The organism is Brucella rhizosphaerae (assembly GCF_002252475.1).
GTDB classification, from domain to species: Bacteria; Pseudomonadota; Alphaproteobacteria; order Rhizobiales; family Rhizobiaceae; genus Brucella; species Brucella rhizosphaerae.
Window position 1 is genome coordinate 1 of the sequence record NZ_NNRK01000002.1, and the last position, 16,081, is coordinate 16,081.

A 16,081-nucleotide genomic window follows, 5' to 3' on the forward strand; every position below is an offset into this window, starting at 1 on the left:
GACAGCTATGCCCTCAAAGCTACAATCGGCTTCAGAACAAAATGGTGAGCGGATATCGTTCTATTTTGCTTCAACCAACGTAAGGAGCCAGACAGAGTCTGAGACTGCGCATAAATCATTGTGACATCGCAGCGGTGACGGCGGCCTTCCTTTGCTCTCATGCCTGACGCGTTGTCGGAAGCACTCGCCTGAGACGCTTTAATAATATTAATGAGACAAATGCCTATTAGGCAGCGCTCCTTATCCACGTATTTCCTGGTATCTTGCGTATGCGTCTGAGGTGACGCAATCCTTCCTTGGTGCGGGGGCACAAGGAAGGATTTTTTCGCCGTTATGTCCTAGCTTGCAGGACAGCCTAGTCAAACGGTCAGTGGGATAATGCAGGCGTGATCGACAAGAGCGAACAGAGAATTATGTGCCCCTATAAGCGCATTTATTGCGCGCCTCAATCGACTTTCCAGTATTTTGCGTGAGGAACAGAGGGGGCTTTTAGAATTAGCCGCTGATAGTGACGGACTGCCGAACAATAATGTTCTCAGACAGATTGCCGAGCCTGAGCTAAATATTGTTGCGGTCAATAATAATCTGGCGGATATGGACATAAAATAAGCGTCGGAATGGCCCCTGCATCCGACGCTAAATGTCTTGTCAAAATCATTTCCTGAACTATACGTCTCTGATTTTATAGTATTATTTAGTGCGTCTCATGTTAATCATGAATTGCAATAGCGCGTTTCAATAGACTAAGTTTAGTAATTTTCCTCTTGTGTGGCAATGGAAAATTTTTCTTATTATTAATTGTTTAGAAAAACCTGACAAATCGGGTTAGTATAAAGGCCTTAAAAATTTCCAAGTACTTAATTATTATATTGCAATGCTATTTACGACATTGGAAAATCCACAAAAAACGATCTTTCTATACATGAATTTTTGGGGCCTGAAAAGTTTGAACTCTCTTTATTGCTTGGCACTCATTTATGCCGGTTAAAAGAGGGGCGATTGCTGTCAGGGGCCGGTGGAATTAGCTTGGCCAGAATGGAAAGTGAATCATATTCGCCTCCGAATTCTAAGTAATTTTATAAGCTCAAGCTCTCATTTACGCCTAAGTTAAGGTTGCAATACCTATGACAGTCCACCATACCAGTTGTAATGAGAACCGACTTCTAAAGTCGCCACAATTCTGTCTTTAAGAATGGATGCTGTTTCCATTTGTTCATATTTCATCATCAAAAATTTATTATCAGTAATATATTATGAAGAGACTGATCCTTACCTCGCTGCTGCCTTCACTGCTTTTAATCGGTGCAATCTATCCAGCGTCTGCCGCTCAAAATGGGTTGCGCTCACCGACACAGGGCGTGCTCTGCGACCGATATGTATGCGCTAACGATAAAGGTGTTTCTCGTGCGCTAACCGAGCGGTACCTGGGTAAAAAAGTAGCAGACAAGATGTTCTCTCAAGGAGATTTCGATAAGACTGAGTTCACCTTCGCCAGTGGCATCTTCTGTGACGTGAAAGAACGGCTGTGCCGTGCTGATCGGTACTATGAGAATGGAAAGCGCTCTGGGGCGATATCGAAGAAGTATACAAAATTGCTGTTTGGTGAGTAGTCCCCTGAACACTACGCGGGCACAGACATACGGTAGTTGGCGGGAACACATCTGGAGAAGGTGAATCGCGCCCCGAGTTTACCGGAAACGTTTGGTTTAGGTTATGTGGCCATGGCTGGCTGGAAATTTCCGATGGGCTCCAGAAGACGCCGGTGGTTGAACCAGTTGACCCATTCATGTGCGGCGAACACCACATCTTCAAAGTTGGGTTCATCTGTTATCCGTCACGTTTGGCTTAACGCCGCAGAAACTGTCAGGACCGTTTCCAGCTATAGAGCCAGGCGTCTACCTTGGTACCGGTTGAGGCCAGAGGGAGTTGGCTGGAAAGCAATTGCGTTCGATGGAGGCCAATCTTTTCCAGCACCCGCAGGCTTGTGACATGTGCGGTCGCACAAGATGTAGAGATCAACGCAAGCCCAGATTGATCCGTAACCCAGTCCATCACAGCGATCCCAGTTTCCGTGGCCAAACCTTGCCCCCAATACGATGGGCCGAGGCCATAATGAATTTCAGCACTGCTTCCTTCGATAAACATGAGGAACATGCCAATCGGCTTTTTGTCCGCCCGATGGAGAATGGTCCAGACAAAGCGACTGCTGTTTAGCCAATTGATTTCGCCCCAAGCGTCAATGAACGTTTCGGTCTGGAATTGCGACGTGTGCGCCCTGCGCTGCAGATAGCGCGCGGCGTCTTCTCTGCCGGTGTATTCCTCAAACAATGCCGCAGCATGCGCACGGTAACTGGCCTGCAAAATCAGCCGGGGTGTTTCAAACATGAGGGGGGTATATCAGCCATTCGGGCACCGTGAAAATTCAACATGGGAGGGGGGCATGCTAAATCCCTCCTGAAATAACCGTCGATGAGAATACCAGACCAGCCAGTCAACCTCCATGGGGATAATGAGCAGTATGAAGCACTACCGGTATCAGCCGGTAGTGCTTCAGTGCCCGTTCGACTTTCGCGTGTCTGCGGTAACAAATCTTGTTCCGACCCCTATAAGATGATGAAAGGCGAGCTCGGGTTGCGTATGCGCTCTACTCACTTGCGCTCACCAAGCCAGCCTGCGGCCGTCTCTGCCCATTCGGGTGACAATCACTCTCGCAAGATGAAGAGGGACGGGTGCAATCAGCCGTTAATGCCCACCACGAGGCAAGGGGACAGCAGCGAAGGGCAACTGCCCCTTACTGGATAGAGCAGAACCGTTGCGCGAAAAAGGGAAAACCGGAGAAAACACCATGACCGTTTACACAGACACCGCCCGTTTCGACACAGGCCGCGCCATGACCGAGGATGAAATGCGCAAAGTCGCGCCGTCGATCTTTGCCGTCACTGCCCATGAAAGCCGTTCGGAACGGTTTAAAGCGATCCCGACAATTGACCTGTTACGCGCACTGACAAAGGAGGGCTTTGTGCCGGTTGGTGCCAAGCAGTCGCGTTCGCGGATCGAAGGCAAGGCCGAGTTTACAAAACACCTTATTCGCCTGCGCCGCATCGATGACGGCAAAAGCTATTCCGTGGGTGACAATGTTTGCGAAATCCTGCTGAAAAACGCCAATGACGGCACAAGCGCCTATGAACTGATGGCGGGATTGTTTCGCATCCGTTGCCTGAATTCACTGGTGGCTCAGGTTGGCACACTGGAAGCAATAAAGGTCAGGCATTCCGGCGATGTAGCGGGGAAGGTGATCGAAGGCACTTACACCGTTTTGAACGAGGCCGAAAAGGTTCTGGCCGCCCCGCAAGATTGGTCTGGCATTAAGTTGAACTGTGAAGAGCAAGCGATTTTCGCCAATGCGGCGCATATGTTGCGCTTTGGCGATGCAGACGGCGAAACCAGCACATCAATCAAGCCGGAACAGCTTCTCATTCCGCGCCGCTATGATGACAAGGCCAATGATCTCTGGACGACTTTCAACGTTATTCAGGAGAATACGATAAAGGGCGGCTTGCGTGGCGTGAGCCGTGATGAGTTTGGCCGTCCGCGCCGTGCAAAATCTCGCGCCGTTAATGGCATCGATCAGGATATCAAGCTCAACAAAGCTTTGTGGACGCTCTCGCAAAGAATGGCCGAGCTTAAAGCCTAAATCACGTTGGTCGGAGCAATCCGGCCAGCCCACATTCACTTCAACCGGACAAATTTGATGAAAACCATTTTGCTTATGACCGTATTTGCCGCTTCGCTCTCAGCCTGCCAGACCAGCTCCCGTATACCAGCCAGCGAGGCCATGACGGCCAGTCTGCCACAGGAGAATCTTTGCACGCAAAACGGTTTTAAGCTTTCCAGAAAAGGCCTGATTTATTGCATTATGCCAACGTAAACGGTAAAAAACGCGGGAAAAACAGATCAGACGGCCAATCTTTTAAATATTTCTAATTCATTCGCTCTCAGGATTGAGCGGACAGGTTCAGATAAACCGGATAAACAGTTACCGGCCATAAATTGAATGCCGTGAGACAGAGCTTTGAGAGCTAGAGCAGCCGCTCCGATGCAGCCGGAGCAATTAGGGAGGATAAGCCACCCTAACCGAGGCAACGGCTTTGCTTTCAATTCGGAGGTCAATGCTGTGTGGTTTATACCCATGAGCATTACCCTTAAATGGAAAAGAACCCGGAACAGCTGCACACTGGAAATCCGAGTTCATTTCTGGTCTTAAGGAAAGGGGAGGCAGGGTAAAACCTGTCTTCCACTCCGAACCTTATATAACAGTTCTCAGCAGAGATTTAAAGACTGATGTTTTGCCGGTAGGGCAGGGCGCATGTGTGCCATCAAGGCCGGATCGACCGGCCAGAATGTCATTATGAAGGGGGCTTGCGCCGCCCCTCTCAAACACCCTCCCATGAAAGGGGTTCCCCCTTTCAAACTACCCTCCTCATACGAACCCGCCGCCTACGGCGGCGTGGTTCTCTCTCTTTGAAGTCCAAGGATAATCACCACGCTCACCGCAATCGGCAACGGCCATAAACAGCGACAGATTGATGACTTGCTGCCTAGGAACCTTATGGGCAGGTACGATATGAAAACTATAGCTTGAGCAACGGAAGTGGGGCATATGGTAGGAACATGCATCATTTTTGACTTAGATGGAACGCTCGTCGATAGCGAGATCCTCAGCAATCAAGCATTTGTTGATCTTGTCCCTGAAATAAACGAGCCCGCAGAGCAACTGGTAAACCGGTATCGGGGAAAAAAGCTTGCAGATATCCTTTATGACCTTGAAGAACGAATTGGCAAGAAACTGCCAGACACATTTGAAACGAGCTATCGAGAACGTGTAGCAATACTTTTCGCTCAACACCTCAAACCCATGCCTGGGGTTATTGCTATGCTGGAGGTGTTAGACCGGCCAAAGTGCATCGCCTCAAGTGGACCTCCGCAAAAGATTGCCCAAGCTTTGAAAGTGAGCGGCTTGGCACGTTATTTTGGCTCAAGCATTTATAGTTCATACGCCATCGGAAGTTGGAAACCTGAACCGGGACTCTTTTTACATGCCGCCCAAAGCATGGGGTTTGCGCCCAGTAACTGCATTGTGGTCGAAGATAGCAACGTTGGCATTAAAGCTGCAATCGCGGCAGGAATGAGAGCGTTGCACTACGCTCCCTATGTCGCTGAAAAGGTTGAAAATAGAGCTATTGCATTCAGTCAGATGGCCCTACTCCCAGAGCTAATTAAATCCCTGGAGGCTTCATCCTGACACAGGGCGAGGTAGCAATAAAACACCGGTTACTTTAAACATCGTATTTTTCCTTCAATTCCTGAAGCACAGTACCGGCCAGACGATCCAGTGCCGCAATGACCGGCGGGCGCAACAGGTAGCCGTCAGAGCGAATATTAAGCGGGTCTTTCATCATGCGCACCCGATCAATTGTGTTTTGTGCGATTTTCAAAAGAACCCGCTTTGACGGTCCGGTTCTGGCCGGTGACGTTGCTGAATGCAGATTAATGGCCTGCTCATCAAAACGCTTTGAGATCAGGAGCAGGATATCTTCTATCTGGCATCCGATCTTGCGCGCCAGGGCATCAGCCGCTGCATAATGCGTTTCGTGAAGCGCAAAGGTGAAAGGCAGGCTGACATAGACCGTGCTGCGCTTTTGGACAGAGGACTGAACAGGCGGAGCAGGGGGGCTTGGTTGCGTCACTGGCGCTGTGGCGGGCAGTTTAACTGAACGCGCTATATCGAATTTTGCCTTAAGATCGCTCGTCGGCTTTTTCAGGTCATTCATTGCATGGCCTCAATGTTTTTGAGGGTCGAGATTGCTGTCTGCAAATCTGCCTCAAGCGCTGTCTTCACAAACGCATTGCGCATAACGTGTTCTTCCTGAAGCTCATGCAGGAAGATGGTTCCCTGATCGAGCGTGTCAAAGCCGTTGCGGGCTGGAACGTAGAAGCTCGCCAGCATTTCCTCTTCATAGATCGCGTTCAGGATGCTCTTTTGTTTCGTGGTCAGGCGAGCGTTTTGTGTCCAGTCATTGAGCAGCAATACGGCCTTGGGCGCGGTTTCGCCGTTGGCTTCCAATGCGCTGCGCAATTGTTTGTAAAGCCCCACGGTTGCCAGTTGCGATTCATATTCCTTGACGCTTGGTCGGAAAGGAACAACCACCCGATCCGCCGCCGTCAACACGAACCGCGTCATATCTTCATGGCGTCCGGCCGTATCAATGATGACATAATCAAGCTGCGCGGATTCCGCCTGTTCAAAGGCGGCAAGCAGCGTGTGTTCATTAAGGCAAGTGAAGCAGGTAAAACGTGCGGCCAATGCCGGATATTTCCCGATCACGCGGCGATGAAACATCGCGGACGAGCCTTGGCTGTCTGTTTCGATCAGCAGGACGGTTGTCTTGTCTGGAAGCGTGAGGACAGCATTGATCAGCAGCCATGACAGGGTTGATTTTCCAACGCCGCCCTTTTGTCCGACGAGGGCAATTTTGAGCATTATGTGCTCCAAAGAATTTGGGACTGAAAAACGATCATCTGGACGGTGGCTTGTGTGCCCAGATGATCGATGGAGGAAATATGGAAAGCCAACTTACACGAGGAGAAATACATAGTCAGATGTTTGCTGACTTAGTCATCTTTGAAATTATTCAATGTATTATATGACTGAGTGTAAGCGATATAAGCAGATGCTAAAATCCCAACATGTTGTGCTATCTGGTTATTTCTCATCCTAACAATAATTTGGATGATGTTTAACGCTACATACAACGTGTGTAAGCAATCGAATGTGCAACTGTTCGAACATCTGAACATCTGAACATCTGAACATCTGAACATCTGAACATCTGAACAGACAGACATTCGGTTCGTGTGATGTGTGCTTGTTTATAACCGTCGGTGATATGCATCGACTTTGGCGGAGTATGCGCTGTTGCCAGCCGTCAGGCTGGCCAAAGGCGGAGCCGGACCGCGTAATCGAATAACGCTGTAGGTTCGGTGTAGCCTTTCTTCAGAAGACCCTGAATTTTCAATTTCGACGGCAGAGCCGGCTGGTTCTGTTGGGCGCGGTGTTTTAGCTCGCTCTTACTTGGCGATGTTGAGGCTGTGAGGTGGTGGTATTGATGGGTGAACGAATGGTCTGTGAAGCAGGAAATGTAACTTGTCAGCGTTACACTCGACAACCCACCCATCCCGCCGCTTAAGTCGCGACGAAACTGCGCAGATCGTGCGCGATTTTAAGGACGGATTGAGTATTGCGGCTATCGCTCGCAAGCATGGTATTGCGCGGCCTACCGTCTATCGCGCTCTTGAGAATGGCAGTGCATCGCGGGCAGGGGCAGCCAATGACGTGCGGGTCTATTCACGGCTGAGCGTTGAGGACCATGCAGCGCTGAAGGCAGTCGCCGAGACACGCGGCCTGACGATTTCAGCGCTGTCGCGCAGTGTGTTGCGTCGGGCAGCGGGGTTCTTTGATGCCGATCCGGAAGTTGCTAAAGCCGCTTTGGCCCTCTCCAGAGAGCTAAAAAAGATCGGCAGTAATCTCAATCAGGTAGTCTATCAGATCAATCGTGAGCCGCTGTTGCAGGGTCGGGCGGCTCCGCAGCCCAGGCATTTGACCGAAATCCGCGCCATGCAGCGTACTATCCTGAGTGCTGCCGACAAGGTCGATACGCTTTTGGTACATGCCGGCCGTCGCCGTCTGACGACTATTGAAGAGCTTCTACGTGCTGACGGGGACCACGCGTAATGTGCTCCGCATCGGTCTTTGGCACCAATCGCTATGAATATTTCAAGAATGTGGGCGGCATCAGTCATGCGCCAACCTTCAATCGGGGTGGTTCGAAGACGACCAGTGCCTTGTCGCGCTATACCCGGAATGTGCAGCACCTGCCACAAGTCATGTTCAAAGCGGTCAAGTCTGGCTACTGCAGCGGCTTTATCGGCCTGTCGGCACAGTTGAATTATGTGCTTGGCAAGGCTGATCGGGTGATTGATCCAGGTGGCGAGTTTGACGGTGAAGATCATGTTGCGCCAACCGACAGCCAGAGCCTAGCATCGCGTTGGGCCGATAGCTGGAAGAAGTCGGCTGAAAACGGCAAACACACGTTGCACATGGTCGCAAGCTTTCCGGAAGGAACACCGGAAGGTGCCGTTGAATGCATCATCCGCGATACCTGCGAAGAGCTGCTTTCGCAGGGGCGCAACCGGTTTGAATATGTCGCGGCCATCCATACCGACACCGATAATCCGCACGGCCACATCATCGTCAATCGGCGCAATGCCGAAGGCGAATGGTTTTATCTCGCGCGGGATGGAGAGTTTCATTACGACCTGTTCAAAGACACCCTCGTTAGGCACGCTCAGACCTGCGGGATTGAACTCAACAATTCATCGCGCCTGTCACGCGGGCTTGGTGATTATGCGCTGGACAGCAATCCGAAAGAAGCAATGCGTGGGCTGGAGGGCTCTGTCCTCGACTTTGGTTCGGCCGCCTACAAGCATCAGGAAAAGGGTTCAGACAGCTTTTACGTGACGCTTCAAACCCGCTTTGGCGAGCGCACGATCTGGGGCGTCGGTCTGGCGTCGGTTCTGGAGGACAGCGGTGCACAGCGCGGCGACAGGATCCGCATTCGCCACGAAGGCAAACGGTCAGTTCAGGTTCCGACCCGTGACGGTCAGACCATCACAACCCACCGCAATGACTGGCGGATTGATTTTGCTGGCGAGGAATACGGCAGCTTTGATCGAGAGACAGCACCAACCCCAACAGAAAATGAACAGAACGCCGCTGATAACCGCCACGACCTCATCATGAGCGAAGCAGGGCGCTATCGCCGGTTTGCGGATTTTTGCAAGGGCGCGCACATCGCCCTTGGGGTGGCGCTCAGTGCGGCCAGTGAAGCCTTGCGCAATGGACACAGCGTTGAAGATTTAAACAATTTTAAGGAGGATATTATGAGTGAGGATATCAATCTCAGTGAAGCGGATATTGCCCGCGACAGCGATGCGCTGTTCTCAAGCATCGAGCACGCACGTGAGCAGCTCGGTGCTGTTTGGGAGCATTTGCCGAATATACCGGATACAGAGCGCCCGGCCGTCGAAGAGCGCTATTTTAACGCGGTCGGCAATATGGATCGGTTGCTTGTGGGAGAGCGGCGCCGTGAATTTGTCGAGAAGGCCGAAGGCTCGGTTTACTCCGATGAACATCGTCATAAACTGGCTCGACAAATGCCCGCTCGCAGTTTGCAGCGCCTTGAGCAGTACGGCATCTCGCGGGACGAATTTACAGCCCGCACCAATATTGAGGCCTGTTCTTATGCGCTGGAATCGTACTGGATTGAGCGGGATGCAATAGCCGTAGCAGTGCATTGGAATTTAGATATGAACACGGAAGTGGGCAGGGATGACGGATACAAGCTTGTCGGCGAACTTTATAGCGATCTTATCCATGACTTAGGCGAGACAGAAACGCTCATTCACGATGTTGGGGATATTGAAGCTCACTATGAGGATGATCCCGCAGACGTGGAAATTCTGCACGAAATTCGCGACCTTGCCAAGAACGACACGCTGACGTTCGAGGAAAGCCGGACCCTTATTGAAGGCTTGAATGAGGTGCTTGGCAAAGACGGCATGAGAGATCTTCAGAATGCTAATGCAGAAGTGTTCCAGAAGGCCGGTCTTGAGATCGATCAGCGAGAAGCCTTGTCGATTGCACAATCCTATTGCGAGGCAATGAGCCAGCACGGCTACGACATGGATGCATCAGAACAGGCGATTGCCCGCGAGAGCCAGCTTCTTGACCTCAATGAAAAGATTGCAGAGCTGGAGAATGAGCGCGTTGTCGGCGAGAAGGCTATCGAAGAGGAACTGAACGAGCGTGACGGTTACGGACTCTAACCAGCAGGAGGTATCTGGCAATGATTAATGCACAGGATAACAAGAAGCAGGTTTTGTCGGCCGCATTCATGTTCGTCACCGGCGCGCTGTTTGGCTACATTCTGGCGCTGATGGTTTTAAGCGTGTGGCATAAGAACTGGCATATTGGCCCGTTCTTCCTTCTGGTCAATTTTATCACTCTGTACAAAGCCCATTACACGGAATGGCTGGTATCATCACTGATGGTCCTGATGCCGGGGATCGGCGGCGTTATGCTCAGTGCGCGGTTGCTTGAACCCAATCTGACCGCCTTCGGGACGACGCACTGGCAAACAAAACCCGACATGAAGAAGAGCCAGTTCTTTGCCAATCCGGCAACGGGATTCCTGTTGGGGAAAACTGGCAAGCCGGAAGGCAAGGGCAAGCACATCGTTTCAGCAAAGTTTCCGCATTGCCTGCTGGTTGCCCCAACCGGCGCCGGTAAAACGGTCGGTTTCGTAATCCCGAACCTTTTGACCTATCTTGGCAGTGCGGTTGTCCTGGACGTCAAGGGGGAGTGTTTTGAGAAGACAGCGCGGTTTCGCGAGAACATGGGCCATACGGTTTATCGCTTTGGCCCGCGAGACTTTGACATGCCAAGCCATCGTTTTAACCCGCTGCACCGCATATCAAAACTCACCAATCCCGCGCAGCGCATGGCTGAAATTGACAAACTGGCAACATTGTTTCTGCAAGCCGAAAGCTCTCAGGCAGCAAGCTTTCTTCCGAACAGCAAGGACGTGTTTATCGCCTGTGCGATACTGGCCTATGAGCAGGGTAATTTTACACTCGGCCATATTTATAAACTGGCCTATGGCGGCGAGCTGGACAACACGAACAAATTCAAGCGCTATGCCAGACAGGTTCAGGATCACAGTGCCAAACTTTTGTTTCAGAAGCTCTCAAACACATCCAAGGACACCTTAAGCGCCTATCTTTCGGTCCTGAGCTCCAGTGGGTTTTCGCCATGGGCGAACCCACATACTTGCGCTGTCACGGCTCAAAATGATTTTGATTTTCGAACCTTTCGCGCCAGGCCACAGACGGTGTATTTTACCGTGCCCTATGATGATTTGAGAACAATATCGCCTTTGGTGCGTATGTTCTTCTCCGAAATCATCGCATCATTGCAGGCGAAGGAACCGGGCGCGAACGAACCTTTTCCGGTTATGATCCTGCTCGATGAATTCCAGCGTATCGGCAAAATGCCGATCATCGTTGATAGCCTGTCGTTGCTTCGCTCCTATGGCGGAAATGTTGCTATTGTCACGCAATCCATTCCAGACATTGACCGCATTTATGGCATCGATGACCGCAAAGCCATTCAGGCGAACAGCGGTATCAAGCTCTATCTGACGCCAAGTGAAGAGGACACGATCGGGGAACTATCGGATTCCGTTGGCACAACCACCAAGAAGGTCACCACCAAATCCCGTTCCATCAAAGAAAAGAAAGAGGCAGCCAAAAGTCGGGTAGCGAAACAAAAATCAGAAGGGGAGAAAGAAACGTTACAGCCAAAAAATATCAGGGTGGATGCTAACGTCAGGGGAGTTGAAGCCGTTTCGTATAATGTTGTTGATTTAATGCGACTGGCTAAACTGACAAACTAGTATTATTAAAAATCGTATCGGATAGAATTTGTGAATAATAGATATGATAATAACTCCAGCGAGTTTATTGTATCACAATTTATAGTAACGGAAATTATAGTGTTCTTGCTGAATGCAATCGGTGATTTATTTGGTGTTGCCATTCTGGCCACTTTCAAAGTTATCATGGGTCTTTCTTTTGTCACGCTGATATCATGGCTGGCAAATAGTTATTGGGCAGAAATTATTGAGTTTTCGATTTAAGGGAGTTTTGGCCCGTTACGCTTGCTTTAAGCTGGTTGTACTGTTGGCCAGCGCCAGACGGAAATTTGCCCATCTGCGATCATAAGGGGGGTAAAGGCCGGTGAAGGCAAAGCGACCAAATCCCATGCCGATAATCAACACCAATGCAGCGGCAATAGTGGCACCGCTCTCGGACTGGTTCCGCATCATTCTATTCCCTGATATTTGAAGCCGCCTGAAGCATTTTGCGGAATTCGGCGAAAGCTGGTGTGGAAAAGCCGGGGCGGCAGGCCAAGTGCGTGTCTACATTCATCAGGGAATGTTCTTTAACCGCTCCCAGATGCTGTATGAGGTTTACAACGCTGCGCGGCATAATGCTGACGCACGAACCAGCGGCGGTGCAGGCGAACATTGCATGATAGGATTTTACTTCCTGAACCGCGAAACGCTCCTGCCGTGAGCCAAGACCGTTCAACCATTCCTCGGCCAGCATGCGATAGGTGCAACCGGGTGCAAAGGCTGCCAGCGCCTTTGGTTGAATGTCGTCTGCGCAACGCACGTCAGGGTGTTCTGCCGGTAGAAGAAGGACAAGCTCTTCCCGAAAGATAGGTGTCAGGTCCAGCTCTCTTGGGTCAAGCCACCATTCTCCGGAAGGCACTGCAATCAGTGCGCCGTCTATGTGATGCGCAAGCAGTGCGTCAACGAGCTGCCGCGTGGGTGCCGTTGACAGATCAAGTGTTACCTGCGGCCAATGTCTGTTGTAACTGGCAAGTGGTAGTGGCAGCCGGCTTGCGACTGTGCTTTCCATCGAGCCGATACGCAACCTGCCTGATGGTTCTGCTGGATTGACCACCTGCTGCGCTTCCTCCGCCAGATTGAGAATCCGATCTGCATAACCCAGATAGAGATCACCTTCCTTGGTCAGTGACATACGTTTTCTATCGCGCTGAAACAGCGCCACGCCTATCTCGGCTTCCAGCTGTTGAATGCGCGTCGTTACATTTGAAGGAACACGACCAAGCAGATCTGCCGCTCGGGTAACACTCTGCTCCTGGGCCACAGTGCGGAACATCGAAAGTGTTGCGAGATCCATCGTAAAATTCTCCATTGCAGAATGTATGGGAATATGTATTCTCTTTATAAGAATGAAAGTCAAGATTGGTTCTCGTATAAAGAACTGTGAGCGACTGGATCTGCATATGGTTTGGGAGCGCTTCCGGCGGTTCGATCTGAACGGGAACAGCTCTGGCAATCAGGGGAGCGAGAATGGACGTGCTCAAAAAGCTTGGAATCGAATTGCCCATCATTCAGGCGCCGATGGCTGGTGTATCAACGCCTGCGCTGGCTGCAGAAGTATCGAATGCTGGTGGTTTGGGTTCCATAGGCGTGGGCGCTACTGATGCCGCTGGCGCTAAAGCCATGATTTCAGAACTGCAAAGCAAAACAGATCGCGCTTTTAATGTGAATGTCTTTGCACACAGACCGGCAAAGTTGGACCCCGCACGGGAAGCCGCCTGGTTAAAATCGCTCACGCCGTATTTCAATGAGTTTGATGCGGATGCTCCAAAAGAGTTGCGTGTGATATACAAAAGTTTCATCGATGATGCCGATCTTCTATCCGTGCTGATTGAATCCAGACCCGCTGTTGTCAGTCTGCATTTCGGTTTGCCGCCCACTGAAGTCATTTCCACTCTGAAAGCTGCGGGCATAACGTTGTTGGCAACGGCAACCAGCCTTGATGAGGCTCGCAAGATAGAAGCTTCGGGGATTGACTGCATTGTTGCGCAGGGAATAGAGGCCGGCGGGCACCGTGGGATATTCGATCCGCAGGCGCTCGATGATGGTTTGGGAACCTTTGCGCTAACAAGGTTGCTAGCACGTCAATGCCGCCTGCCAGTTATCGCTGCAGGTGGGATAATGGATGGTGCGGGCATCGCAGCCGCGCTCGATTTAGGTGCAGTAGCTGCTCAACTTGGCACTGCTTTTATTGGCTGCCCTGAGTCAGCTGCGAATGCGGCCTACCGTCAAGCGCTGTTCGGTTCTTCAAGCCATCATACTCGCCTGACCAAGCTCATCTCCGGCCGCCCTGCGCGCGCACTGCCCAATCGGTTCATGGCGTTGCACGCAGAGTTATCAAACGAGCAGCTGCCAGATTATCCGATAGCGTATGATGCTGGAAAGGCTCTTCATGCTGCAGCCACAGCCAAAGGCGAGCACGGCTTCGGTGCTTACTGGGCAGGGCAGGGCGCTCCGCTTGCACGTACCCTCCCTGCTCGGGAGCTTGTAGCAACGCTGGCACGTGAATTGGCAATAATGCGTAAGGATGCAAGAGGGCTGTCAGAGCCATAAACTTCTGAGCGGCAGAAAGTAGAATCTTCCTGCCGCCCCGAGCATTAAATCCTTTAACTTCAAACCAGCTTGGCAACCTTCCGCAGAACATCGGAAAATTGCGCGTCATTCTCATGCGGAGCGCGTTTTGTTTGCCAGCAAACCAGTCCATCCGGACGAACCAGCGACGCACCAACGGCTCCTGTTCCGTAAGCTTCAGCAAATTGCCTGGTGTCGCTGATAATCACATCTTTTCCCACATGGCAGATATCGAATTGGAAACCCAACTCGCCTCTGACGATTTCCGCCGCTGCCACCCATTGTGGGCTTTCAGTCATAAGGGTGTAACTATTCGCGAAAAGATCGACTGTTGATTGGCTCCTGTCGGCTTTGATCCAAAGATGCGGCGCCCGCACACCCGGTTGTCCAGCCCACACCTCGGGATGTGCTGCCGCTGGCAGTGTATTACTTGCTCCCATGATGATTTCTGAACGATGAAGCTGGCCAAGCTCCATTGCGTTGTCGTCAAAAAGCGGTTCTCCCTGGAGAGCATGATCAACATAACGAGCATAATCAGGACGTGCAAAAGTTTGCTGGTGACGCAGCCAACCAACTGGTTGTCGCTCGTCAGAATAGCTGTCGAGCAGAGACGGAGTGGATGATCCGTCCAATACAAGGCGGAGTTTCCACGCAAGATTCCAGACGTCGTCGATACCGGTATTCGCACCAAACCCACCGCGTGTTGGCGGCAACTGATGTGCTGCGTCACCTGCGAGAAAAATGCGCCCTTTAGAATAGGTATCAGCGATACAGCCAGCCATTTCCCACGTACCGGAGGTGATGATTTCAAATGGCAGATCGGCACCAAGAGCCCGACGGATATCAGCTTCGTATGCTGCGGAAGGCTTCACCGCACCGCCATAGAACATCAATACCCAGCGCCCATCGCCATAGGTCGTAAGAAACGCCCTGAAATCATCTTGTTCAATCTCGAACTGCTGGAAACCACACTCCAGATAAATATCAGCGGCCGGACAATTGAACAGAACGGAGCGGACATTCGCGATATGTCCGACACCATGACGTTGAATGCCGAGCGTTTCCCGGACGGTACTCTCTGCGCCATCTGCCGCAATCATATAGGCTGCAGACAGGGTATATTCTTCGTTCGTCTTCCGGTCGCGAACCAGCACACTCACGCCATTTTCTGTTTCTTCAAACGCAATCAATTCTGTGCCGAGACGAAGTTCGGCACCAAGTTCGGATGCACGGTTGCGCAAAATAGGTTCAAGTTTGTCTTGTGCGAAGGCGGCTGTTCCAGCGGGTGAAAGTGCCCGCTCTGGACCCTCTTCCATTGGTTTTCTGGTAGGGGTCCACTTCTGCGCTTCTTCTTTCAGGCTGCTTGAGAGGCTTTCAGCACGCGCGCGTCGTAGTCGAAAACTCGGATCTGCCACAGGTATCTGATCGGCAATGCCGATGGCTCGGTAAAATTCAAGCGTGTGTTCGGTAAATCCTATGGCACGAGGATGCAGCGCGCTTCCAATATGTTTTTCAATAATTGTGGTCTTTACGCCGCGCCAGGCCAGGAAGGCAGCTGCGGAGAGGCCGACAAGACTGCCGCCGATAATAAGCACTTGTGTGTCGTGCATAGTGTTTGTCCTTTTCGGATTGGCTTGCGCCATGGTGCAAAGGACGGATGCGGTGCTACGAAAGTGACGTATCTGAACGGCACGGACGGAGCAGACGCATAGCGTCCGGTTTCCGTCGTGGTCCGCGGCCCAAGGGCTGGATTGTGGTCAATGGCATTGCACCATCGACTGACCGGGGCTCACCAAAAGACCGGTCCACCATTTTCGACAAAGCAGCAAATAGGCATTCACTTTAATCAGCGCAAGAGGAGCACCATCACATCTACGCTACATGCGATGTGCTGGTGTTTCATCTGACAACGAGCTTCG

General features: G+C 51.4%; 14 protein-coding genes. 8 read left to right on the plus strand and 6 right to left on the minus strand.

Annotated elements, in window-relative coordinates:
• Positions 1–1,253 precede the first annotated feature (1,253 nt).
• A complete protein-coding gene (locus CEV32_RS00015; protein ID WP_094573402.1) occupies positions 1,254–1,610 on the plus strand; it encodes a YcgJ family protein in 357 nt (118 codons plus the stop codon).
• A 253-nt stretch (positions 1,611–1,863) separates the two neighbouring features.
• Here CEV32_RS00015 and CEV32_RS00020 read toward each other — a convergent pair whose 3' ends face one another.
• Positions 1,864–2,385: a GNAT family N-acetyltransferase gene (locus CEV32_RS00020; RefSeq protein WP_094573403.1), complete on the minus strand. Its 522-nt coding sequence runs from the start codon at positions 2,383–2,385 to the stop codon at positions 1,864–1,866.
• A 460-nt stretch (positions 2,386–2,845) separates the two neighbouring features.
• On the opposite strand from CEV32_RS00020, the gene CEV32_RS00025 reads away from it, so the two are divergent.
• Positions 2,846–3,694: a DUF932 domain-containing protein gene (locus tag CEV32_RS00025; RefSeq protein WP_094573404.1), complete on the plus strand. Its 849-nt coding sequence runs from the start codon at positions 2,846–2,848 to the stop codon at positions 3,692–3,694.
• Between the two features lie 966 nt (positions 3,695–4,660).
• A complete protein-coding gene (locus CEV32_RS00030) occupies positions 4,661–5,302 on the plus strand; it encodes an HAD-IA family hydrolase (protein WP_094573405.1) in 642 nt (213 codons plus the stop codon).
• A gap of 34 nt (positions 5,303–5,336) precedes the next feature.
• Here CEV32_RS00030 and CEV32_RS00035 read toward each other — a convergent pair whose 3' ends face one another.
• Both CEV32_RS00035 and CEV32_RS00040 read right to left on the minus strand, forming a co-directional pair.
• A complete protein-coding gene (locus CEV32_RS00035) occupies positions 5,337–5,831 on the minus strand; it encodes a hypothetical protein (RefSeq protein WP_094573406.1) in 495 nt (164 codons plus the stop codon).
• The gene (locus tag CEV32_RS00040; RefSeq protein ID WP_094573407.1) at positions 5,828–6,541 is read right to left on the minus strand and encodes a ParA family protein; all 714 of its coding nucleotides are present in this window, start codon (positions 6,539–6,541) and stop codon (positions 5,828–5,830) included. Before CEV32_RS00040 ends, CEV32_RS00035 begins: the two co-directional genes overlap by 4 nt.
• A gap of 663 nt (positions 6,542–7,204) precedes the next feature.
• Here CEV32_RS00040 and CEV32_RS00045 point away from each other — a divergent pair.
• The 4 genes from CEV32_RS00045 to CEV32_RS23275 are packed head-to-tail and all read left to right on the plus strand — an operon-like array spanning position 7,205 to position 11,816.
• Complete coding sequence (locus CEV32_RS00045; RefSeq protein ID WP_143128763.1) at positions 7,205–7,792, plus strand: helix-turn-helix domain-containing protein; 588 nt, start codon at positions 7,205–7,207, stop codon at positions 7,790–7,792.
• Positions 7,792–9,945, plus strand: a complete 2,154-nt coding sequence (locus CEV32_RS00050; RefSeq protein WP_094573409.1) for a relaxase/mobilization nuclease domain-containing protein — start codon at positions 7,792–7,794, stop codon at positions 9,943–9,945. The genes CEV32_RS00045 and CEV32_RS00050 overlap by 1 nt, the downstream gene beginning before the upstream one ends.
• A 20-nt stretch (positions 9,946–9,965) precedes the next feature.
• Positions 9,966–11,573 carry a type IV secretory system conjugative DNA transfer family protein gene (locus CEV32_RS00055; protein ID WP_094573410.1) on the plus strand — a complete coding sequence of 536 codons (1,608 nt, stop codon included), beginning with the start codon at positions 9,966–9,968 and terminating at the stop codon, positions 11,571–11,573.
• 30 nt (positions 11,574–11,603) lie between these two features.
• A complete protein-coding gene (locus tag CEV32_RS23275; protein ID WP_143128764.1) occupies positions 11,604–11,816 on the plus strand; it encodes a hypothetical protein in 213 nt (70 codons plus the stop codon).
• Positions 11,817–11,831: 15 nt separating this feature from the next.
• Here the strand turns inward: CEV32_RS23275 and CEV32_RS23785 are convergent, their stop codons facing one another.
• Together CEV32_RS23785 and CEV32_RS00060 are read right to left on the minus strand one after the other, a co-directional pair.
• Positions 11,832–12,005: a hypothetical protein gene (locus CEV32_RS23785; protein WP_208620758.1), complete on the minus strand. Its 174-nt coding sequence runs from the start codon at positions 12,003–12,005 to the stop codon at positions 11,832–11,834.
• A gap of 1 nt (position 12,006) precedes the next feature.
• Positions 12,007–12,888, minus strand: a complete 882-nt coding sequence (locus CEV32_RS00060; RefSeq protein WP_094573411.1) for a LysR substrate-binding domain-containing protein — start codon at positions 12,886–12,888, stop codon at positions 12,007–12,009.
• Positions 12,889–13,061: 173 nt separating this feature from the next.
• Here CEV32_RS00060 and CEV32_RS00065 point away from each other — a divergent pair, with 173 nt between their 5' ends.
• The gene (locus tag CEV32_RS00065; protein WP_094573412.1) at positions 13,062–14,144 is read left to right on the plus strand and encodes an NAD(P)H-dependent flavin oxidoreductase; all 1,083 of its coding nucleotides are present in this window, start codon (positions 13,062–13,064) and stop codon (positions 14,142–14,144) included.
• Between the two features lie 59 nt (positions 14,145–14,203).
• Here CEV32_RS00065 and CEV32_RS00070 read toward each other — a convergent pair whose 3' ends face one another.
• Positions 14,204–15,772, minus strand: coding sequence for an FAD-dependent monooxygenase (locus CEV32_RS00070; RefSeq protein ID WP_167382711.1), 1,569 nt, complete (start codon positions 15,770–15,772; stop codon positions 14,204–14,206).
• Between the last annotated feature and the right edge of the window lie 309 nt (positions 15,773–16,081).

Coding starts and splice junctions, on each gene's coding strand:
- CEV32_RS00015 (WP_094573402.1), top strand. CDS start 1,254: ATGAAGAGACTGATCCTTACCTCGCTGCTGCCTTCACTGCTTTTAATC.
- CEV32_RS00020 (WP_094573403.1), bottom strand. CDS start 2,385: ATGTTTGAAACACCCCGGCTGATTTTGCAGGCCAGTTACCGTGCGCAT.
- CEV32_RS00025 (WP_094573404.1), top strand. CDS start 2,846: ATGACCGTTTACACAGACACCGCCCGTTTCGACACAGGCCGCGCCATG.
- CEV32_RS00030 (WP_094573405.1), top strand. CDS start 4,661: ATGGTAGGAACATGCATCATTTTTGACTTAGATGGAACGCTCGTCGAT.
- CEV32_RS00035 (WP_094573406.1), bottom strand. CDS start 5,831: ATGAATGACCTGAAAAAGCCGACGAGCGATCTTAAGGCAAAATTCGAT.
- CEV32_RS00040 (WP_094573407.1), bottom strand. CDS start 6,541: ATGCTCAAAATTGCCCTCGTCGGACAAAAGGGCGGCGTTGGAAAATCA.
- CEV32_RS00050 (WP_094573409.1), top strand. CDS start 7,792: ATGTGCTCCGCATCGGTCTTTGGCACCAATCGCTATGAATATTTCAAG.
- CEV32_RS00055 (WP_094573410.1), top strand. CDS start 9,966: ATGATTAATGCACAGGATAACAAGAAGCAGGTTTTGTCGGCCGCATTC.
- CEV32_RS23785 (WP_208620758.1), bottom strand. CDS start 12,005: ATGATGCGGAACCAGTCCGAGAGCGGTGCCACTATTGCCGCTGCATTG.
- CEV32_RS00060 (WP_094573411.1), bottom strand. CDS start 12,888: ATGGATCTCGCAACACTTTCGATGTTCCGCACTGTGGCCCAGGAGCAG.
- CEV32_RS00065 (WP_094573412.1), top strand. CDS start 13,062: ATGGACGTGCTCAAAAAGCTTGGAATCGAATTGCCCATCATTCAGGCG.
- CEV32_RS00070 (WP_167382711.1), bottom strand. CDS start 15,772: ATGCACGACACACAAGTGCTTATTATCGGCGGCAGTCTTGTCGGCCTC.